We start from the raw sequence: 20838 nt of genomic DNA, 5'->3' as shown, positions 1-20838 counted from the left end.
AGCGGGCATCGTTAACTTAAGATACAAAAGCTGTCCGGAAATGGCGGGTCAAGATCAGTTTGCCCAAAGGATGGCCTTTTCACACTCGCCGATTAGCGTTGGATGTACCTTTTGCAAGGTAAACTGCCACCATTGAAGCGCTGCCGGGTTAGCAAGGATCTCTGCTTTAGCCCTTTCATATTCTTCAATAATTGCATGTGATGACAGACCGTTAAACTGAGGATCAATAGGTCCTAAATTCGATTGCTTACCCAATACGATCTGCTCTGCACAACAGGCCAACATCGTTCCGCAGCTCATCGAAATCATAGGCACAATAGCCCTAATATTCGTTCCAAATTTCGAACGAAGATAATGACCAATCGATTCAAGGGCTGCAATATCTCCACCAGGTGTGTGGAGCAAGATATCCAGCCCTAGCTTTGTATCCAGTCCATTGATAGCTGACATAAGGCCATTCTTATCATCATCCGACATTTGAATCAGATGTTGATGCCCAGGCCCACCTTTCTGAAGGAAGCCTGAGTAGTAAGATATTACATTTCGGCCTGTATGCTGTGATAACTCACGTAAGTACTTATGGCGAACCTCATCCGCTGGTGTACGCTGAGCGATAGTACCCATCTCACCCAATACGTCTATCCAATTTGGCATGTTATCAAGCTATCAGTATGTATACAGTTGGTGAGATTGCGGGTTAGTCTGCTCCAAAGTGCTCACAGTACTATATGAATACAGGACTCCAGTCCTCGCAGATTGAGCGTTTTGTTGAGCAAATACACGCATAGCATAATGCTCCACAGATTCGCCCTTGTGTAACTCTTCGGGTGTGATGCCCATTGTTTTGTAAAATTCAGTCGCGCCCATGATGTGCCCCTCGTTATATCTACATCTAGCCCCTATCAGTGCATAGAGATACAAGATGTAGTAACTGCCAGTCGTCTAATACACGAAAAGCCTCAAAGTGAGGCTTCAAAAGAAATTTTTTTGATAAAGATTTAAGCAGACTATAGCGAGTGAGATGCAGATTTGACAAGTATAAAAGGCACTAAAACCTCATAAATGAGCTCCTTTTAAGATATCTCACAACTTTTATGAGGAATCTCAAAACCTGAATTCACACAAACATGAAGAAGTTAAAGCTATACGAAAAATTCAAACAAAAAACCCGCTCTGAGGCGGGTTTAATGTCGTATGGGCGTAATATCCCACGATTGAGATCATACAGGACAGTTTTATGCAAAGTCAACAATAACGTGCAAAAAGTGTCGCCATTTGCCCCGATCACATTAATAAGTTGTTGCCTTCTCAAATTCCACCGACGCGTGACGCTCCCCCTGGCGAAGAGTGTCAACCAGCATTTCATAAAAGGTTTTCCAGTTGCGTGACCATGAAGATTGATGAAGGTCCGGAAGACGCTTCAGAATGGCACGGTGTACCGTCGCCGAGGTGATAGCAGAGAAGCCATTACCAGAGCAACGTTCACAGGTTTTGAAAACCGGTGCGCCGCGGTCTTTGGTCGCTTTGCGGTCCAACACCTCGCCTTTACCGCCACACCTGCACCGGGCAAGGATCACTTTCTTTCCTCCGCATGTTCCGCAAACCCTTTTCACCAGCTCATTTTTAATCTTCGGGGCCACCACTTCGGCACCGTCGGCGTCGAAAATACCAGGATGTTTAACCACATCCTCATTCCCGGAGATAAACCCGGTACCGCTGCAACTGTAACACGTCACGCTGGTAGCCGCCGAACGGGAGTAATCAGCAAAGGCAAATTGCGCCAGCATCTGCATACACCATCCGAACTGCCCACCAGCTGCTTTGCGAACATTCTTCGGAGCGACATCCATCGCATATCGCGCCAGCGCCTGAACTGCGAGCTGTTCATCCGTTTTGCTGATTCCCGCTTTACCGAAGAACGCCGCCAGGCCGAAGCGCGCACGGCTGCTGGTGGTGCCAATCGCCGCCATTACATCTGTTCCTGTAAGGCGGTCCGGAGAGGTTCCTTTCACGTCGTCGCTGATGTGCATTCCCTGAGGACTAAAATGTTTGAGTGATGCTTCCAGTTTCATGCGGCCACCTGCTGTTTTTTATAGAAAACCACTTCACGAACCTGATCGCCGTTCATGAGCATGTCGTTAATATCCCCGTTATCCGGGTAGTAGATGCTGATTTTTTGCAGGTCATTTTTTGCCATTAAGTTGGTATGAGCGCATTCCGTGGCCGCAGCCAATCCGGTGGCGCTGTTTACGTCTCGATCTGCAAAAATAATCAAATTCTTCACGCCTGCCGGGACCCGGAACTTCTTCATGAAGTTGGCGGTCATGGTCGCCCAGGTATTCACTTTGTAAATCTGGTGTGCAGACAGTGCAGTTTCGATACCTTCAGCGATGCCAAGTGTGCTGGCGACCGGGAACATACGGATCGCAACTGAGCGAGCGTGATCAAGATAGTTATCTTCCTGCAGCGATTTCTGCCGCTTGGCGCTGGCCCCGATGTCAGCCTTCTTTGCACCATCCAATAACGTCTGATGGAGATAACACAGCTCCCCTTTATCGTCTGTTGCCAGTGAATAAATAGACTGGTACACCCGTCCGTTATGCCGTTGCTTGGGGTTGAGTCGCACAGCCTCGGCTGGAAGCTGATAAATACCGCGTGAGTTCAGGTATTCAGCGCCGGATGTACCACGCAGAGGAGGCATTTTTGCAAAGTTGTTGAGTACCTTTCTCCGCAGCTTAGACGCGTCGCTAGCCTCGGGAACTTTGTCACGTCTGAATATATTACCGATCAGTGCATCGATTTCCCGACAAACCTCGTTAAATGGTTTGCCCTGGGTTTCGGTAACCAGCTTAAGCCCGTCACCGCTGCCGCAGGTGCAGATCCATGTCCCCGCGCCGTCGCGGTCGTCGATGCGGAATTTTCCAACCGAATCACACAGCGGGCACTTCCCCTTAAAGTGATTTTTACCGGTGATCGGCGGCAGTCCGTAATGCTCAAAAATCATGGCCCAATGGCCTTTTGCTGCTTCTACCGTTTTCATGCCTGCACTCGCTTAGATAATTTCTGTCTGATGTCACTAATCCGGTCTATGGCTCTTTGAACTTTTGGAGCGATAGGCTTCTGCTGTTGTTCGTTGTTCATCTGCACGCATTGCTCTTTTTTGCGTTGTCTAGCAAAGCGGATCAGCTTGTGCGTAATAAAGTTCGAGACTGTTGGTGTGATGTCCATCGGGTAATCGCTCAGGCCGTTTGGCCATTCTCCAAAACGTTCGCGGAAGGTGTGAGCACACCAGGCATCGCTGACAGGCTTTTTCCCCAACGATACGCGCTGGCGTTGATAGAATTTGATCTGACTCCACCAGGCCTGTTTCTCTGCTTTCGTCGGCTGGCGCGGCTCGCTACCCAGTTTTTTGAGTTTGCGCCCGGTGTCTGTATCGATGTCCTCACCGGCCAGCGGTTTGTGGCCACACTTCGGGCAGACATAGACGCCTGCAGGCTTCATGAAGTGGCATTGTGGGCATTCGTGAGGCAGCTTCTCTGCTCGTTCCTCAGCTGCGCGGCGCGCGCCCTCCTCCATCCCGTCAGATTTACCCGGAAGATCGTCATATTCGATAGAGTCTGGATAACCCAGGCGGTGCACGGTGCCACTGTGGTCGAAGATGAGGCAGGACTCTTTACCCGGTGCGGTGCGCAAGCCACGTCCGAGCGCCTGCAGCCAGCGAATTTCGCTCTTTGTTGGCCTGGCGTAGATGATGCAGCGAACATCGCTGTCGAACCCGGCAACCAGTACGCCCACACTGACGATGATTTTTGTGGCGCCAGTTTCGAAGCGGTGAATGATGGTTTGTCGTTCTTCCGCAGGCGTTTCTGCAGTCATAACCTCTGCATTTACGCCAGCCTGGTTAAACTGAATAGTCAGAAAATTAGCGTGGTCTACGTTGACGCAGAACGCGATTGTCGGCAGGTCCCGACCGTTCTCCAGCCAGTTTTGGACGATATCGCCCACCAGCGTGGAACCGCACATGATCTCCGCCAGCTGCGCCTCGTTGTAGTCGGTACCGTACTGCAGGGACGGAGAGGTTGTAACCCCTTTCAGATCCGGCTTCGTGGGCGCGTAAAATTCGTATTTGCTCAGGTCGCCGCGCTGGATCAGCTCGCCGATGGTGGTTGGCTTAATCAGTCGGTCATAGTATTTGCCCAGGAACGGGGAAAACGGTGTCCCCGACAGGCCGATCACTTTCACGCCTTTTTCGCGCAGGCGTTCGATATCCTGCAGGATGCGTTTTTTTCGCAGGTGCGCTTCGTCGATAATCAGCAGATCGATATTGTCAGGGAACACGCGACGAATAAGCGTATCGGCGCTGGCGATTTGTATTTTGAGGGTAGGATCGTAGTTTGGGTGATCCGCCCATACATAGCCGATTTCATCACCCGGCAAACCATACTCCACAAAACGGTTTGCTGTTTGGGTAATGAGGATCTGGTAAGGCGCGCAAAACATTACCCGCATGCCACGACTGACGAACCCCGCAACGATGAAGGCGGCCAGTCCTGTTTTACCGCTGCCCGTCGGCGAGTACACCATGAAGGTTTGCGTATCCTTCCAGTTACGGCGCAGCTGGTTAAGTGCTCGTTCCTGTGCAAAATTCGGTGTGATCGTCAGCTGCATTGTGCGGACCCCGCGGTGATGAGATAATAATTCTGTGATGTGGTTTTCATGGATTCCCCCTCACATGGCTGGTGGCCTCCCCAAAGGCTGCCAGCCTCCCTTCTGATTCAGCTCCCCTGAAAAATCACTCTTCCAGAAAGAACCCTTTTTGTTTCTCAGCGCCTGAGCGCTTTGTACTGGTTTGCTGATACGGGCGTTTTTTTTATTGCGCCCTTAAGACAGTGATCTACTTAACCAATGGATCTCTCCTGTTGGAAAAGACCCTATTCCTACCCCTACACCCAATCCCCCCTTACCCCCCTTTCCCTCTTCCCCATAAAAACGTACTACTTACCTAGTACATACGGGGAATTGAGTTAGTGGGTTGCCAACCTGAACAGGCACCTTTAAGCCTGCTTTTGTCCGGGTACCTTTAAACCCGCAACAATCAGGAACGCGGTGGCGTTCCGGCCAAGGGAGGTTCGGCGGTATACCCCTGTAAAGCCCTGCCGTGATTTCTCACAAACAGGCGAAGCCGCATATTTGCTTCATGCCTTGCCCGGTTCTCCTTGCGGTATGAAACGGGCTCGGCTCCGAACGATTCCTGATACACAGCTGCATAACGCTGAATGGCTTTTTGTCGTGCGGCTGGTGTCAGACTCAGTAACTGCTGCTTGATCCACTCTTCATCTGCAGATGCATACACAGATGGGAGCAAACCGTGATCAGGCCTCATCCCGTGCAACATCATCTGAAAATACCTCGTCCAAACTTGTATCTAGGCCAAGCTGTTTAAACGCGCTGACGATCCGCTTTCCGACTGCAACATCAGGAATCCTTCTTCCTGTTTCGTAGTGGCTAACGGCCCCCTGAGAGCTATCAATCAGCGCGGCCAGCTCTCCCTGAGTTACCTTTGCTTTGCGTCTAAGGCTCTTGATTCCACTCATTCGATTAGTCTCGCATAAATAATACATAACGTACTATACACACTTACAAGAATAATACAAAATGGAAGTTGCTCACTAAATACGGAATGTAATAATCATGGCTATGAAACAGAGATGGCAGGACCTGGCCAAAACCAGGATGAAAGAAGTCGGCATGACTCAAGAACAGCTGGCAGAGGCGCTCGGCATAACGCAGGGCGGGCTAGGTCATTGGTTAAATGCCAGACGCGAACCGAACCTAGAGGTTATAGCGAAGATTTTTAACATATTGAAAATGCCCGGCTTCGTAGTAAACGCTGACGGCACGGTCAGCGACTCAAGAGCCGATCACAATGTAAGTTTTAATAGCATTAACGAATCCAAAGGAAGTTACCCTGTAATAAGCTGGGTTAGCGCTGGAGACTGGATGGATGCAGTAGAACCGTATCACCGTAGAGCGATAGATCGCTGGTATGAAACCACCGTTGAATGTTCTGAGGATTCGTTCTGGTTAGATGTCAGAGGCGATTCCATGACATCACCAGCAGGGCTGAGCATACCGGAAGGGATGGTGATACTTGTCGATCCCCAAGTGGAAGCAATCAACGGAAAATTGGTTGTAGCGAAACTTGACGGTGACAATGAAGCTACATTCAAAAAGCTTGTTATCGATGCCGGTCAAAGATTTCTCAAACCCCTCAATCCCCAATATCCAATAATCCCAATCAATGGCAACTGCCGTATTATAGGGGTTGTGGTAGACGCAAAAATCACCAACCTCCCGTAAATTGGCCGCGAAAGCGGCTTTTTTTTTGCCTCCAACACCCTCCTTTCAACTAAAAAACCTTGAAAAACAAAACGATGTAAAATAATACACTCAAATACTCCATTTTGTATTGATCTTATTTAATACGTTATGTATTGTTTATGCGTTGGCGGATTAATGGAGTACAAAAGATGAGTACAGAGAAATTTTTTCAACTTGTAGATATACCCGATTACCGTTTCTCTTCTGATAAAGAGAAATGTCAAAACATTGATTTCGACAAAATTTCAACTGACTGCGATACGAAAACAATCTCTATTTTGCAAGCCATCAACCATATCGGCGTTAGCATAATGAGCGAGGCAGAAGAAAAGAGGCTTAATAAAGATAAAATAATGATGCTTTCTGGTGTAATTGCAGACCTTGCTGAATTAGCAATAGCAACAAATAAAATAGCTAACTCTGCTACATATTCCTCCGGTTATAAGGATGCAAAAAATGTCTGATATCACTTTGCATAAAGCTGCATCAAAGGCTTACCAGGCTGAGATTGTTTCGAGAATGCTTGAGAACTATCCTCATAAACTGACCGACTCAGATGTGGAGTCCGTTGCATCACTTTTGGCGGATCTCATTGGACCGGTTGCGGCTTACCTTATCGAGCAAGAGTCTAAAAACCCGGCTTAAAAATTAATTAGTCATTTTAATTACAGGAAAAACCCTGGGGATTCCTGCAACCAAATTAAGGGTAACGATGATTAATCGACAAGCATTTAAAACAGCTCAGTTATTTGTCTCAGACGGTTATTGGTCTATAGCCATGCTTTATTTAAAAAAGGCTTACGGTAAATAAAAATGAATAGTTTAATTAATACTTATCGACGCAGAATTTTAAAGGCAGCGTTATTACGCCACCAGCGTAAAACTGGCAGTAACTGCCTTGTTATAAAGCTCAATAAAGGCGGCATTAACACAGTCGAGTTAACAGAGATTTTACTTGATGGATTATTACGAAAATTCGAAAGGCTCGCGATCAGTAAGTACGGGAATGTCGAAGGCGTAAAAGCTATCAAGGGAATTTACAGCAGCGCTGTTGATGTTAATGGCAGCGGTGAATTCCTCACAGATAGCGGAAAGGAATTAATCGACGATCTCATTTCTGAGCTGGTTGAGTTCGTCAAAAAACAAAAAGTGGAGGCCCGGATCTGATGGCGCTGACAGCGATACGAATTCCTGAGTGGGTACACCTGCAGGCGGTCCATGTACTCCGCCAGTTCAGGGCCAGGCGGATTCATCCCTGCCGTATGCGCGGCTCCGGAAACCTGAGCCTGAGGGTTAATCGCCGCTGGCGGCTGCTGTCCCGAGACGGCGGCCAGAACTGGGAAGTAATGAGCCACGAACGTTACAGCAAAGTTAAGGATCGGAAATGAACGATAAGCGCACCGTGAGCATGATTGACCTTGCATTACAGAAACACGATACGCCTGTTGGCCCACTGTTCGTAGCAGTACGCCACGGACGTATAAAAAAATGCTTCACGCGAGATACGGCGATCCGCTATCTGGCGTTCTTTATGACTTCAGAAGCATTTTATCGCTCCGGCTTCGAGCAGCGGCACCCGGATGTGCAGGCAGTCCACCCACTCAATCCAGAGCTGAATTGTTGGCAGCGTGGCGGCGTAACGACCGAGTATTTCATGGCACACCAGCGTTGTGTTCGCCGTCTGCGTCGCATCCTGGCGCGCAAGCGAGAAATGGAGAAATGGTGTGAGAAATGGGACGCGATGCATGACCGATTCGTTAAAGAGGTTGATGCACTGCAGGCCATCAAGCCGAAAGGAGTTCAGTGATGGTTAATTCAGCCTTTACTCCGGAGCCGACATCAACAGGCATCCGTTTTGGTAACCGCGTCATTGGTTATTCCGCCGCGGTTCGCCAGCTCGACAATGGCAACTATGACAAACGAATTCCGGATGGATTAGATCTGCTGGCTTGCATCATGGAAGCGATTGAAAGCGGCTGGTTTACCCCGGGCATCGAGAGCGAAATCATCATTTGGCGCTGGATGCTTGTTGTCGTCTTCATTACCGAGGAACAGGCAAAGAACGGCACAGTTGAGGTTGCCAACGATTCTGGAGGGTTTGACACCGCAGTTATCTACTCCGGACAGCGCGGTTCAATCAGTGTTTATCCTGCGCCAGAGCGGTTCGCACTCTCAAGCCATGTGGAAGGATTAGCTATTGAGAAATACGGTCAGGAACTCGGCCAGCAGATGGCGCTGCGCATGTACCGGGACATGTTAGATACGGACGCTGAGAACGGGCTTCGACTCTCAAAAATGGGGCGGGAAGGTTTTAATCTCCTGCATGACAGCTTCATTGAACAGATTCAGAAAGAAGGTATGCCTGACATGCCGGTTATGCACTGAGGAGGACGAAAATGAACACTGTAACGATCAACAACAAACAGCTGCCGGCAGTCGAGTATCGCGGTCAGCGCGTTGTGACGCTGGCGATGATTGATGAAGTCCACCAGCGCCCTGATGGAACTGCTGGACGTAATTTCCGTGAAAACAAGTCTCGACTTATTGAAGGAGAGGACTACTTCGAATTAGGTTCCGACGAAATTCGTCGACACCTCCCTGACGGTACTTTCTCCAAATTTGCAGCATCAGGAATTGTACTGGTCGAATCCGGTTATCTGATGTTGGTGAAATCCTTTACCGACGATCTGGCCTGGCAGGTTCAGCGCGAACTGGTTAACAGCTATTTCCGCACTCGCGCGCCGCTGACGGAAATCGAGATGATCGCCGCAATGGCCGCCGATGCCGTTCGCCAGCAGAAGCGCCTGAATCATGTTGAAGAGCAGATCGAAACGGTCACAGAAGCTGTGGAGAACATCAAACGCGGGACCATGCGCGCCGGTTATGTCGGTTACCGTCAGGTGGTCGCTAAAAGCGGAATGAGTGACGCTAAGTGCCGAAATCTGGTCAATGCCTACCGCATCCCGACAGATACGCACGAATTTATGACTCCAGACGGATTGTTGTCACGTAGGGCTATCGTCGAACTTGAGCCGTTTATGGCCGCGTTTCGCCAGATGATGTCAGAAGCTGAACCGCGCGGCACCCGCTGGTATCACCCTAAAATGGGCCTGTTCCAGGCGATTGGGTGGGAGGGTTAAGAATGCAAAAATTTTTCGTCAAGACTGACAACCTGAACACTATCGGCGATTGCCTGCAGCAGCTTGTTAACGCAGAAGAAGCGCAGCTCAGTATTGAAGAGCAACTGGCGAGATCGAACAGCAGTAGTGACTGGAGTACATGGCGCAAAAAGGCAGAGAACGCGCTGCGGCTGATCAAAGGGAAGCGTCGAATCATCACAGCCCGTCTGGCAGTCCTGCGTCATGAGGAAAAAGAACGCAACCTGCAGCTGCACCAGCAGCACAACGACTTCCTGGTTCAGGCTCTGCGCGAAATTGTAACGCCCTCCTCTTTTGCGCGTTGCGTGCGTCTGGCTAAAGAGAAAATGGAGGAGATCCATGCAAACCAGTGCTGAAATCGTTCTTCTGGTGCCGAATGACTGGGTTAGCGAAAAGGTTCTGATTGCGGTTACCGGGCTCAAGCCCGGAACCATCACCCGCGCCAGAAAAGAATCCTGGATGCTGGGCCGCGAGTACCTGCACATTTCACCAGATGGTAATCCCAAGCCTTCGAGCGAATGCATGTACAACAGGAAAGCCGTTGATCAGTGGATCGAGGCGCAGAAAAAAAATCAACCAGGTGCGAAGACAGCATGAAAAGCAGTACACTCGTCCACGCTCCTGGACGTCAGGAGGGATCAATGGCTAATGCATCATACCCGACAGGCGTCGAAAACCACGGCGGTTCGCTCCGCATCTGGTTTCTTTATAAAGGTAAACGTGTCAGGGAAAACCTCGGTGTCCCTGACACTGCAAAAAATCGCAAGATAGCTGGTGAGCTGCGTTCTTCGGTTTGTTTTGCGATAAGGATGGGAAATTTTAACTATGCAGAAAAATTCCCAAACTCACCGAACCTTGCCCGGTTCGGTCAGGATAGAAAGGAAATTACTGTGCTGGAGATTACCGAAAGATGGTCAGAGCTGAAGAGAATGGAGATCAGCTCTAACACCATGAGTAGGTACGAATCCATCATAAAAAACATGCTTCCGCGCATCGGCGAAAATAAAATGGTTTCTGCGGTTACCACTGAAGATTTGCTGTATGTCAGGAAGGAGTTGCTGACGGGCTTCCATGTAATGAAGAAGGATCACCGGACACAGGTAAAAGGCCGGAAGTCTTCCACGGTGAATAATTACATGATGCTGATGGCCGAGATCTTCCAGTTTGGAGCTGATAACGGCTACGCAAAGGAAAACCCGTTTAGCGGAATTAACCGTCTCAGGAAGGCAAAAGACGAACCAGATCCACTCACGACAGATGAGTTCATCAGGTTCATTCAGGCATGCGGCCACCAGCAGATGCGAAATCTCTGGACCGTCGCCGTTTATACCGGAATGAGGCATGGGGAATTATGTGGTCTTGCATGGGAAGACATCGATCTCACTGCGGGAACTATTACGGTTAAGCGTAACCTTACCCAAACGTATGAGTTCACCCTGCCAAAAACCGAGGCAGGCACTGACAGGGTGATTTATCTCATACAACCAGCTATTGATGCCCTCAGGAATCAGGCCCAACTTACGCGCCTTGGCCGGCAGCATGAGGTTGAAGTGAATTTGCGTGAATATGGCCAGTCAGTCATACATCCATGCACTTTCGTTTTCAGCCCTCAATGCGTCAAGCGTGGGTCACGAAGAGGATATCATTACGCGGTTAATTCGATTAATAAAATTTGGGGCCCGATAATCAAGCGCGCCGGTATACGGTACCGCAACGCGTATCAGTCACGGCATACCTATGCGTGCTGGTCATTGTCAGCCGGGGCGAACCCAAACTTTATAGCAACCCAAATGGGGCATACAGATGCACAGATGGTTTACAAGGTGTATGGAAAGTGGATGTCAGAGAAGAGCGGCGAACAGGTTACTCTGCTCAACAAGGCGCTTTCACACATTGCCCCATCGCTGCCCCAAAGCATGATAGTAGCGCAGTAGAAAACCTTAAATTCAAGTGGTTAGCAGCCCTGTTGCTACATTTGTATAACACGGGGCACAAAATGCCCTCGACCATAAAGTGTGCTTATGTTGTGATCGGGGTTCAATAAATCACTAAACAAGGTATACTCCGGAGTTGTTTATTGTACTAAACGCTCCCGTGAGAGGATGCTACAGCGCACCTATGACTCAATTCGCTTCTCCGGTTCTGCATACGTTGCTGGATACCGACGCGTATAAACTGCATATGCAGCAAGCCGTTTTCCACCATTACTATGACGTTCACGTCGCGGCGGAATTCCGCTGCCGTGGTGACGATTTGCTCGGTATCTACGCAGACTCCATTCGTGAACAGGTCGATGCGATGCAGCATCTGACGCTGCAGGACGATGAATACCAGTGGCTTTCTGGCCTGCCTTTCTTTAAAACCGATTACCTGAACTGGCTGCGTGATTTCCGCTATAAGCCGGAGCAGGTCACCGTGACCAACGAGAACGGCAAGCTGGATATTCGCCTTGAAGGTCCGTGGCGGGAAGTGATCATGTGGGAAGTGCCGCTGCTGGCAGTGATCAGCGAGTTGGCTCACCGCTACCGTTCGCCGGAAATGGGCGTCGCCCAGGCGGTCGCCTCGCTGGAAAATAAACTTGCAGCCTTCACCACGCTGACCGAAGGGCTGGATATGTCCCGCTTCCGCCTGATGGATTTCGGCACCCGTCGCCGTTTCTCTCGCGAGGTTCAGCAGGCCATCGTTAAACGTCTGCAGCAGGAGCCGTGGTTCGTGGGCACCAGTAACTACGACCTGGCGCGTCGACTCAACCTGACGCCGATGGGCACCCAGGCGCACGAGTGGTTCCAGGCACATCAGCAAATCAGCCCGGATCTGGCTAACAGCCAGCGCGCGGCCCTCGCCGCATGGCTTGAGGAGTACCCGAATCAACTCGGGATCGCCCTCACCGACTGCATTACGATGGATGCCTTCCTGCGTGACTTCGGTCCCGAATTTGCTGAGCGTTATCAGGGGTTACGCCACGATTCCGGGGACCCGGTTGAATGGGGCGAGAAGGCGATAGCCCATTACCAAAAACTCGGCATTGACCCGATGAGCAAGGTGCTGGTTTTCTCCGATAATCTTGACCTGGCAAAAGCGGTTGAACTTTATCGCCATTTCAACACCCGAGTGAACCTGAGCTTCGGGATTGGTACCCGTTTGACCTGCGACATTCCTCAGGTAAAACCTCTGAATATTGTTATAAAGCTGGTGGAATGTAACGGCAAGCCGGTGGCGAAACTCTCCGACAGCCCGGGTAAAACCATCTGCCATGACAAAGCGTTTGTCCGCGCATTGCGCAAAGCCTTCGATCTCCCGCAGATCAAAAAAGCCAGTTAAGCGCTTACGGGAGCCTGAAGGGCTCCCTTCCCTTATTTATTTCTCAATTCTTCTCTTTTGACTGCGAAATTTACTTGTCTGATAGCGGATGGCAGGTAACATAGATATCCCCCCATAAGGGTGGACAAGTGTTTATTTTTTCCGACTATTAACAGAGAGAATATTATGAGCGTTGTGCCTGTAGCCGACGTACTCCAGGGCCGTGTCGCCGTTGACCAGGAAGTCACCGTGCGCGGATGGGTGCGTACCCGCCGAGATTCTAAAGCTGGCATCTCCTTCCTCGCCGTCTATGACGGTTCCTGCTTTGATCCTGTACAGGCCGTCATTAATAATTCTCTGCCCAATTACAATGATGACGTTCTGCACCTGACAACCGGCTGTTCCGTCATTGTGACCGGCGTGGTTGTGGCGTCTCCGGGTCAGGGCCAGAGTTTCGAAATTCAGGCCTCTGCGATTGAAGTGACCGGCTGGGTTGAAGATCCGGACACCTACCCGATGGCGGCAAAACGTCACAGCATTGAGTACCTGCGTGAAGTGGCGCACCTGCGTCCACGTACCAACCTGATCGGCGCGGTGGCACGCGTGCGCCATACGCTGGCTCAGGCGCTGCATCGCTTCTTCGATGAGCAGGGTTACTTCTGGGTGTCTACCCCACTGATCACCGCCTCCGATACGGAAGGTGCGGGTGAAATGTTCCGCGTCTCGACGCTGGACATGGAAAACCTGCCGCGCACGCCAGAAGGTAAAGTGGACTATGACAAAGACTTCTTTGGTAAAGAGGCATTCCTGACGGTATCCGGTCAGCTCAACGGCGAAACCTACGCCTGTGCACTGTCTAAGATTTATACCTTCGGCCCAACCTTCCGTGCAGAAAACTCCAACACCAGCCGCCACCTGGCGGAATTCTGGATGCTGGAGCCGGAAGTGGCGTTTGCTAACCTCGACGATGTCGCCGGTCTGGCAGAAGCGATGCTGAAGTACGTCTTCAAAGCGGTGCTGGAAGAGCGTCCGGACGATATGAAGTTCTTCGCTGAGCGCGTAGACAGCGATGCGGTCGCCCGTCTGGAACGTTTTGTCTCTGCCGACTTTGCGCAGGTGGACTATACCGACGCGGTTGCGATCCTCGAGAAATGCGGTGAGAAGTTCGAGAACCCGGTTTACTGGGGCGTTGACCTGGCGTCTGAGCACGAACGCTATCTGGCCGAGAAACATTTCAAAGCGCCGGTTGTCGTTAAAAACTACCCGAAGGACATCAAGGCCTTCTATATGCGCCTTAACGAAGACGGTAAAACCGTCGCAGCGATGGACGTCCTGGCGCCTGGCATCGGTGAAATCATCGGTGGTTCTCAGCGTGAAGAACGTCTGGATGTGCTGGACGCGCGCATGGAAGAGATGGGTCTCAATCCTGCGGACTACAGCTGGTATCGCGATCTTCGTCGTTACGGCACCGTTCCGCATTCAGGTTTCGGCCTGGGCTTCGAGCGTCTGATCGCCTACGTTACCGGTGTTCAGAACGTGCGTGATGTGATTCCGTTCCCGCGTACGCCACGTAACGCCAGCTTCTAAGAGCAAAAAAACAGACCATGGCCAGCATTTGCTGGCCATTATTTTATTCTGCACTGTCAGTTTTCGTCAGCGCAAAGTCAGTGTTTTTAAAGCACCACCCCGTCACAACCACTACCTGTTACGTTTTGTTTCCGAGAAACATCTAGCCACAAAAAATAAGCCCTATTCTTATTGCGATTATTACACCCTCAAGCAATAGCACAATTTTCAACCACTTTTTCAGCCATCCAGAAGTCTTTTTTCGGTCATAAGAAAAAACGAATCGTTTAACATCTGTTTATAGGAATTGCCTTTATCCAAATTAATCATAAGGAATTCATATATATAGGAAACATTCTGCTGTTTAATTCGCCAGGGCGTTCTGAAATTTGAGATGGTTCACAAAGTTCCGAAAAATACACATTTAGTTACACATATTTTCTTTTTGTAACTCAATCTTGAGAATTGTAGCACTTTCAGGCTAGCGAAACGCTTCAGTGAATGGAAAGATGCCTGCCAGATACATAAAGACACCTAACTCTCATCAATAGTTCCGGAAATATTTATTGACAGAATTTATTGACGGCAGTGGCGAGTGTCATAAAAAAACCAATGAGGGTAATAAATAATGATGAAGCGCAATATTCTGGCAGTGGTAATCCCTGCCCTGCTGGTAGCCGGTGCAGCTAACGCTGCAGAAATCTATAACAAGAACGGCAACAAACTGGACTTCTACGGGAAAGTTAACGCCGAGCACGATTTCGTGACCTCTGGTGATAACACTAACAACAACGACGCAACTTACGCGCAGATCGGTTTCAAAGGCGAAACTCAGATCAACGACCAGCTGACCGGTTACGGCCAGTGGGAATACCGCTTCATGGCCAATGATGCGGAAAACACTGCACAGAAAAACAAAAACCGTCTGGCCTTTGCCGGTCTGAAAGCGGGTGACGCTGGCAGCATCGACTACGGTCGTAACTACGGTATCGTTTACGACGTTGAGTCATACACCGATATGGCACCGTCCTTCTCAGGTATGACCTGGGGCGGTAACTACGTTGATAACTTTATGACCAGCCGTAGCACCGGCCTGCTGACCTACCGTAACAGCGATTTCTTCGGTCTGGTTGACGGTCTGAGCCTGGGCGTACAGTACCAGGGTAAAAACGATCGTGCTGACGTTAAAACCTCTAACGGTGACGGCGTAGGTTACTCCCTGGGTTACGACTTCGGCGAAGGCTTCGGTGCAATCGCATCTTACAGCAACGCTAACCGTACTCTGAACCAGAAAGCTGATGGTCAGGGTGACAAAGCTGAAGCATGGGGTGTTGGTCTGAAATATGACGCTAACAACCTGTACCTGGCAACCACCTATGCTGAAACCCGTAACACCACCCGTACCGGTTCTAGCGGTGATGCTGGTTTTGCTAACAAAACGCAGAACTTCGAAGTGGTTGCTCAGTACCAGTTCGACTTCGGCCTGCGTCCAGCCATCTCCTACGTGCAGACCAAAGGTAAAGACCTGGCTGCCGTCGGCGGCTTCAGCGGTGGCGATGCAGACCTGGCTAAATTCATCCAGGTGGGTACCACTTACTACTTCAACAAAAACTTCAACGTGTGGGCTGACTACTACATCAACCTGCTGGACAAAGACACCGACTACGCGAAAGCGGTTGGCGGTCTGAACGGCAACGACGATATGGCTGCTGTGGGTGTAACCTACCAGTTCTAATCAGAACACCACTTTGTTATATGCTTAATGAACAGGGCTTCGGCCCTGTTTTTTTATGCCTGACAGAAAATAATGGCGACTTTTGAAAAGCCGCACGCTTTTCGTCGCAAACGGTTGGCATTTTGTAAATCTACCGTTAACCTGATAGCGGATTTCACTTCTGTAATCACAATGGAACTTCGTCATGTTTGAGAACATTACCGCCGCTCCTGCCGACCCAATTCTGGGCCTGGCCGATCTGTTTCGTGCCGACGACCGCCCTGGCAAAATCAACCTGGGTATTGGTGTATATAAAGATGAAACCGGCAAAACCCCGGTACTGACCAGCGTTAAGAAAGCTGAGCAGTATCTGCTGGAAAATGAAACCACCAAAAACTACCTCGGTATTGATGGTATTCCTGAATTTGGTCGCTGCACGCAGGAGCTGCTGTTCGGTAAAGGTAGCGCAATTGTGAGTGACAAACGTGCGCGTACAGCACAGACCCCAGGCGGTACCGGCGCACTGCGTGTGGCGGCGGATTTCCTTGCGAAAAACACCTCTGTTAAGCGTGTCTGGGTGAGCAACCCAAGCTGGCCGAACCACAAGAGCGTCTTTAACTCTGCAGGTCTGGAAGTGCGCGAATACGCTTACTACGACGCGGCAAACCATGCTCTCGACTTTGATGGCCTGCTGGCAAGCCTGAACGAAGCGCAGGCGGGTGATGTGGTGCTGTTCCACGGCTGCTGCCATAACCCAACCGGTATCGACCCGACGCTTGAGCAGTGGGAACAGCTGGCTAAACTCTCCGTAGAGAAAGGCTGGCTGCCGCTGTTTGACTTCGCCTATCAGGGCTTCGCCCGTGGACTGGAAGAAGATGCAGAAGGCCTGCGCGCTTTTGCAGCCGTGCACCAGGAATTGATCGTTGCCAGCTCCTACTCCAAGAACTTCGGTCTGTACAATGAGCGCGTAGGTGCCTGTACGCTGGTTGCGGCTAACGACGAAACCGTCGATCGTGCCTTCAGCCAGATGAAATCGGTTATCCGCGCGAACTACTCTAACCCACCGGCACACGGCGCGTCCGTTGTTGCGACCATTCTCAGCAACGATGCGCTGCGCGCGATCTGGGAACAAGAGCTGAACGATATGCGCCAGCGTATCCAGCGTATGCGTCTGCTGTTTGTTAATACTCTGGCCGAGAAAGGCGCAGACCGTGACTTCAGCTTCATCATCAAACAGAACGGCATGTTCTCTTTCAGCGGCCTGACCAAAGAGCAGGTTCTGCGTCTGCGTGAAGAGTTTGGCGTATACGCCGTGGCTTCCGGTCGCGTGAACGTGGCAGGGATGACGCCTGACAACATGGCGCCTCTGTGCGAAGCGATTGTCGCCGTACTGTAATTTACGCCCACAAAAAAGCCTGCGTTCAGCAGGCTTTTTTATTTAACCAGGTTTACCAGACAGGCATCTCATCCTGAAGGAACGGATTATGGAGCCGTTCATAGCCCAGCGTCGACATCGGACCGTGTCCAGGGATAAACGTCACGTCATCACCCAGCGGCAATAACTTCTGTTTGATCGACTGAATCAGCTGCCCGTGATCGCCGCGCGGAAAATCGCTGCGTCCTACGCCGCCTTTGAAAATCACGTCGCCAGAAATCAGCAGACGAGACTGGTCATCAAAGAAGACGATATGGCCTGGCGTATGCCCAGGACAATGCAACACCTGTAAAGTCACATTCCCTACGTTAACGCGCTCTCCTTCGTTCAGCCAGCGATCGGGCGTCAGAGGCTGACACTCATCAAGGCCAAACATGCGGCTTTGGGCAGGTAACCCCTGCAGCCAGAACTCATCTTCTTTTTCCGGACCGATGATCGGCACACCAAAATGCTGTGCCAGCTCTGCCGCTGCGCCAACATGATCGAGATGACCATGCGTCAGTAAAATCTGCATCAGCGTCACACCGCTGTCGGCGACGTCCTGCTTGATTTTCTCGGCGTCACCGCCGGGATCAACAAGCGCGGCCAGTTTGGTTTGCTCGCACCAGATCAATGAACAGTTCTGGGAGAACGCGGTAACCGGAATAATACGATAGTTCATACTGCTCCTGTGTTTCGTTATTACCAGTGCCGGACCGGACCGGTATCAATATGCACAAAGTTGCTGCTGGGATAATATCCTACACCACCTGCGCGCATAGATAACGCAGCTTTGCGAATATTGGCTAACGAAACGCCTTCAATATGGAAATCCATTGCCTGTCCCTTCGTGTGATAGCTTTTTTTCGCTACCCCACGGCTATGGGCGCGTAGTTCATTATTGGTATCCAGTGAGCGATAACCAGAAATGAGCTGCACGGGCTTCCTGGTGCCCAGCAGGCCCTGAAGGCGGAACAACTGATCAAACAATCCTGGGTCGATGGCTTTTACTTTATTCGCGCGGAAATCACGGAAAAAATGGTTGAGTCTTGCTAATTCATCCTGAATATAGCCTCTGCCATCGAAAAACTCCGCTTTTAGCGACTCACCGGTATGAAGATTGTTGAGCGTTAAAACTCGCGGACGAGGTGTCGAGAGGGTGGCAAATGCTGGCGTCGGCAAGATGGCCGCTGCGCCAAGCGCAACACCACCTAACGCCAGCAGTTTGCGGCGATTAGCGTCAAATTTGTCCATGATAATCAGGTCTACAGGTCAATGAAATCGTAAGTATGCTTAGCGCACGAAGGGCACCTTAACTGGCAAAACGGGGTACGTCAAGGCGCCCAACCCCAGTGAATACGCGGCTTACAGCGATATCGCCCCCTATTCACCATAACTTACGACAATCATTTTTCCCGAACTACTTCATTTACCTGATTAATTGTTCCGCTTTTGGCAAAATTTGTGCGCCGGATCGCGCAGTGAGATCATAATTGTAAATATCTGTACGATACTGAGTGCGCCCGTCTTCACCCACAAACGCCGTCAGATAGTAAAGATTGACCGGAATGTTGTGTCGAATATTCACGTAGCGCGTATCCCCCTGTTTCAGGGCGTCAAAAATACGCGTATCGTTCCAGCCCGCATCCTGCAACAGCATATTGGCCAGCTCCGAGGCTTTGTTTACGCGCACGCAGCCTGAACTGAGGGCGCGGGTATCTTTCTGGAACAAGTTGTGGTTCGGCGTATCGTGCAGATAGATAGCATCTGAACTCGGCATATTGAATTTGTAACGCCCCAGGGAGTTATGCGCCCCGGGAGCCTGCTGGAAGCGGAACGGCAGGTTGGAAGCCGTAATCGTCGACCAGTCGACCATGTAAGGATCAATCGCCTCTTTACTGTTCCAGCCGCGCATCACCGTATAGCCATGACGTTCCAGATAACCCGGATCGTTCCAGACCTTTGGCAGAATGTCTTTACGTGCCAGCGTCGGCGGCACGTTCCACGGTGGGTTAACCACCACGTTATTTAACGCGCTGCTCATCATCGGTGTTTTACGATCCGGACGCCCGACAATGACGCGCGAGGCCAGTTTTTCGCTGCCATCCTGATAATAGACCAGGGAATAGGCCGGAATATTAACCATAATGCCTGTGGACAAGGTGCCCGGCAGCAGGCGCAAACGCTGAATATTCAGTGCCAGCACCCCTGCCCGCTGCGCAGGAGAGACGTTAAGCCAGTCGCGCGTTGACGGGCCTATTACCCCGTCGGCACCCAGCCCCTGCGCAGCCTGGAATTGCTTAACCGCAGCAACCAGTTCGCGATCGTATGCCGCAGGTTTATCGCTCAGGAGAGCGGCCTTCTTCTCTTTCACCGGCGCTGACGGGCTCACAACCGCGCTTTGCGGATCGTCGCCCGGCAGGGCAATCTTCGGCCCGCCCTCAAGAATACCGGAGCGTTTCAGGATTTCGCGCAGAGCAGGAACATCGCTGCTCCACTGGCCTGGACGCAGCGTCGCGGTACCCCGCATTTGCGGCCAGGGACGCGAGTCGCCCACCAGCGCGAGGAGCGACTCATGCAGGGTGGCATACTGCGGGTGCGCCGGGGCGAGACTGGCAATAAAGCGCGGCAGATCGCCATTATCCAGCGCCAGCTGCCACTGGTTGATCACCGACAGCGCTGGCGTCGCCAGCTTGTAGGGCTTATCGCTATATAACCAGCGGTTGCCGTTGACCGGAATACCCGCCACAAACTGCAGATAGCCCATCATGGCATCGGAAAGCACCACGTCCCGCGCCTGGCCAGTGACGGCTGGATCGGTTAACAGCTCAACCCACTTCGTAAACTGCGGCTGAAAACCCGCAATCGCCACTTCTGCCAGCTGCTGCTGGAACGCGCGCACGGCATCACGGTCTTCCCACATGGGTTTCATGTCCCGGGCAGCATAAAGCAGCGTGAGCTGATTGATATAGGCGGGCGTGTAGCCTGACGGCAACCCTGAGAGGAGCTGCTGGCTAAGCGATTCGATATCGATGCCTTCCGGCAACGGCTTAATGCCGGCCATGACGGCGGTCGCCGGAGACTGTTCCAGCGGCTGAGACAATGATGTCGGCTGCGCGCCTGTCGCTGCGGAGCTGTCCGTCGGCACAATTTCAGGCTCGTCGGCCTGGGCGGTTAACAGTGGAGCAAACATCACTGCCAGGCATAAACTCAGCGCAGACAGCTGACGACCACATTCTTTCTTTAGCAACATCCCTTGCCCCCTGTTTTCACGACATGCCCATCACGGTGGGGCTTTCTTTTAT

At 51.1% G+C, this 20838-nt stretch carries 24 protein-coding genes; 15 read left to right on the top strand and 9 right to left on the bottom strand.

Annotated features, from left to right (window positions below):
• Nucleotides 1–54: 54 nt before the first annotated feature.
• From ACOTYN_RS15180 to ACOTYN_RS15155, 6 genes are all read right to left on the bottom strand, one after another.
• Nucleotides 55–624: an SDH family Clp fold serine proteinase gene (locus ACOTYN_RS15180; protein ID WP_416173945.1), complete on the bottom strand. Its 570-nt coding sequence runs from the start codon at nucleotides 622–624 to the stop codon at nucleotides 55–57.
• A 665-nt stretch (nucleotides 625–1289) separates the two neighbouring features.
• Nucleotides 1290–2072, bottom strand: a complete 783-nt coding sequence (locus ACOTYN_RS15175) for an antitermination protein (protein ID WP_332958245.1) — start codon at nucleotides 2070–2072, stop codon at nucleotides 1290–1292.
• On the bottom strand, nucleotides 2069–3040 hold the full coding sequence (locus tag ACOTYN_RS15170) for a toprim domain-containing protein (RefSeq protein ID WP_332958244.1): 972 nt from the start codon (nucleotides 3038–3040) through the stop codon (nucleotides 2069–2071). Before ACOTYN_RS15170 ends, ACOTYN_RS15175 begins: the two co-directional genes overlap by 4 nt.
• Entirely contained in the window at nucleotides 3037–4668 is a 1632-nt protein-coding gene (locus ACOTYN_RS15165) for a DEAD/DEAH box helicase (protein ID WP_332958243.1), read from the bottom strand. Before ACOTYN_RS15165 ends, ACOTYN_RS15170 begins: the two co-directional genes overlap by 4 nt.
• Nucleotides 4669–5095: 427 nt before the next feature.
• The gene (locus ACOTYN_RS15160; protein WP_332958240.1) at nucleotides 5096–5398 is read right to left on the bottom strand and encodes a hypothetical protein; all 303 of its coding nucleotides are present in this window, start codon (nucleotides 5396–5398) and stop codon (nucleotides 5096–5098) included.
• Complete coding sequence (locus ACOTYN_RS15155) at nucleotides 5373–5594, bottom strand: helix-turn-helix transcriptional regulator (protein ID WP_000014299.1); 222 nt, start codon at nucleotides 5592–5594, stop codon at nucleotides 5373–5375. The genes ACOTYN_RS15160 and ACOTYN_RS15155 overlap by 26 nt, the downstream gene beginning before the upstream one ends.
• A gap of 97 nt (nucleotides 5595–5691) precedes the next feature.
• On the opposite strand from ACOTYN_RS15155, the gene ACOTYN_RS15150 reads away from it, so the two are divergent.
• The 15 genes from ACOTYN_RS15150 to aspC all read left to right on the top strand — a co-directional run bounded on the left by ACOTYN_RS15150 (nucleotide 5692) and on the right by aspC (nucleotide 17515).
• On the top strand, nucleotides 5692–6360 hold the full coding sequence (locus tag ACOTYN_RS15150; RefSeq protein WP_332958235.1) for a LexA family transcriptional regulator: 669 nt from the start codon (nucleotides 5692–5694) through the stop codon (nucleotides 6358–6360).
• Between the two features lie 170 nt (nucleotides 6361–6530).
• Nucleotides 6531–6845: a hypothetical protein gene (locus ACOTYN_RS15145; RefSeq protein WP_063927703.1), complete on the top strand. Its 315-nt coding sequence runs from the start codon at nucleotides 6531–6533 to the stop codon at nucleotides 6843–6845.
• On the top strand, nucleotides 6838–7026 hold the full coding sequence (locus tag ACOTYN_RS15140) for a hypothetical protein (protein ID WP_332958232.1): 189 nt from the start codon (nucleotides 6838–6840) through the stop codon (nucleotides 7024–7026). The genes ACOTYN_RS15145 and ACOTYN_RS15140 overlap by 8 nt, the downstream gene beginning before the upstream one ends.
• A 168-nt stretch (nucleotides 7027–7194) precedes the next feature.
• Entirely contained in the window at nucleotides 7195–7548 is a 354-nt protein-coding gene (locus ACOTYN_RS15135; RefSeq protein ID WP_332958229.1) for a hypothetical protein, read from the top strand.
• Nucleotides 7548–7769 carry a hypothetical protein gene (locus tag ACOTYN_RS15130; RefSeq protein ID WP_332958225.1) on the top strand — a complete coding sequence of 74 codons (222 nt, stop codon included), beginning with the start codon at nucleotides 7548–7550 and terminating at the stop codon, nucleotides 7767–7769. Before ACOTYN_RS15135 ends, ACOTYN_RS15130 begins: the two co-directional genes overlap by 1 nt.
• Nucleotides 7766–8188: a hypothetical protein gene (locus ACOTYN_RS15125; protein WP_206462033.1), complete on the top strand. Its 423-nt coding sequence runs from the start codon at nucleotides 7766–7768 to the stop codon at nucleotides 8186–8188. The genes ACOTYN_RS15130 and ACOTYN_RS15125 overlap by 4 nt, the downstream gene beginning before the upstream one ends.
• Nucleotides 8188–8766 (top strand): hypothetical protein, encoded by a 579-nt coding sequence (locus ACOTYN_RS15120; RefSeq protein WP_332958221.1) that lies wholly within the window; start codon nucleotides 8188–8190, stop codon nucleotides 8764–8766. Before ACOTYN_RS15125 ends, ACOTYN_RS15120 begins: the two co-directional genes overlap by 1 nt.
• Nucleotides 8767–8777: 11 nt before the next feature.
• Nucleotides 8778–9521: an ORF6N domain-containing protein gene (locus tag ACOTYN_RS15115; protein ID WP_059362046.1), complete on the top strand. Its 744-nt coding sequence runs from the start codon at nucleotides 8778–8780 to the stop codon at nucleotides 9519–9521.
• Nucleotides 9522–9523: 2 nt separating this feature from the next.
• Nucleotides 9524–9895, top strand: coding sequence for a hypothetical protein (locus ACOTYN_RS15110; protein WP_303756940.1), 372 nt, complete (start codon nucleotides 9524–9526; stop codon nucleotides 9893–9895).
• On the top strand, nucleotides 9879–10136 hold the full coding sequence (locus ACOTYN_RS15105) for an excisionase family protein (RefSeq protein ID WP_013097283.1): 258 nt from the start codon (nucleotides 9879–9881) through the stop codon (nucleotides 10134–10136). Before ACOTYN_RS15110 ends, ACOTYN_RS15105 begins: the two co-directional genes overlap by 17 nt.
• A gap of 44 nt (nucleotides 10137–10180) precedes the next feature.
• Complete coding sequence (locus ACOTYN_RS15100) at nucleotides 10181–11473, top strand: tyrosine-type recombinase/integrase (RefSeq protein ID WP_303756939.1); 1293 nt, start codon at nucleotides 10181–10183, stop codon at nucleotides 11471–11473.
• Between the two features lie 184 nt (nucleotides 11474–11657).
• Nucleotides 11658–12860: a nicotinate phosphoribosyltransferase gene (gene pncB / locus ACOTYN_RS15095; protein WP_023332556.1), complete on the top strand. Its 1203-nt coding sequence runs from the start codon at nucleotides 11658–11660 to the stop codon at nucleotides 12858–12860.
• A gap of 165 nt (nucleotides 12861–13025) precedes the next feature.
• On the top strand, nucleotides 13026–14426 hold the full coding sequence (asnS, locus tag ACOTYN_RS15090; protein ID WP_014883234.1) for an asparagine--tRNA ligase: 1401 nt from the start codon (nucleotides 13026–13028) through the stop codon (nucleotides 14424–14426).
• 607 nt (nucleotides 14427–15033) lie between these two features.
• A complete protein-coding gene (locus ACOTYN_RS15085) occupies nucleotides 15034–16140 on the top strand; it encodes a porin (RefSeq protein ID WP_014883233.1) in 1107 nt (368 codons plus the stop codon).
• A 184-nt stretch (nucleotides 16141–16324) separates the two neighbouring features.
• Nucleotides 16325–17515, top strand: a complete 1191-nt coding sequence (aspC, locus tag ACOTYN_RS15080) for an aspartate transaminase (protein ID WP_014883232.1) — start codon at nucleotides 16325–16327, stop codon at nucleotides 17513–17515.
• Nucleotides 17516–17567: 52 nt separating this feature from the next.
• Here the strand turns inward: aspC and ACOTYN_RS15075 are convergent, their stop codons facing one another.
• The 3 genes from ACOTYN_RS15075 to ldtD form a co-directional block, all read right to left on the bottom strand.
• Nucleotides 17568–18215: an MBL fold metallo-hydrolase gene (locus ACOTYN_RS15075; RefSeq protein ID WP_047027823.1), complete on the bottom strand. Its 648-nt coding sequence runs from the start codon at nucleotides 18213–18215 to the stop codon at nucleotides 17568–17570.
• A 20-nt stretch (nucleotides 18216–18235) separates the two neighbouring features.
• Nucleotides 18236–18787: a YcbK family protein gene (locus tag ACOTYN_RS15070; RefSeq protein ID WP_014883230.1), complete on the bottom strand. Its 552-nt coding sequence runs from the start codon at nucleotides 18785–18787 to the stop codon at nucleotides 18236–18238.
• Between the two features lie 175 nt (nucleotides 18788–18962).
• Complete coding sequence (gene ldtD / locus ACOTYN_RS15065; RefSeq protein ID WP_332958211.1) at nucleotides 18963–20786, bottom strand: L,D-transpeptidase; 1824 nt, start codon at nucleotides 20784–20786, stop codon at nucleotides 18963–18965.
• Nucleotides 20787–20838: the final 52 nt, after the last annotated feature.

This window comes from Enterobacter cloacae complex sp. IR5458 (assembly GCF_049238025.1).
In the GTDB taxonomy this organism is placed as follows: Bacteria; Pseudomonadota; Gammaproteobacteria; order Enterobacterales; family Enterobacteriaceae; genus Enterobacter; species Enterobacter kobei.
Note: the sequence above shows the minus strand (reverse complement) of the source record. Positions and strands in the feature narration are given on the sequence as shown.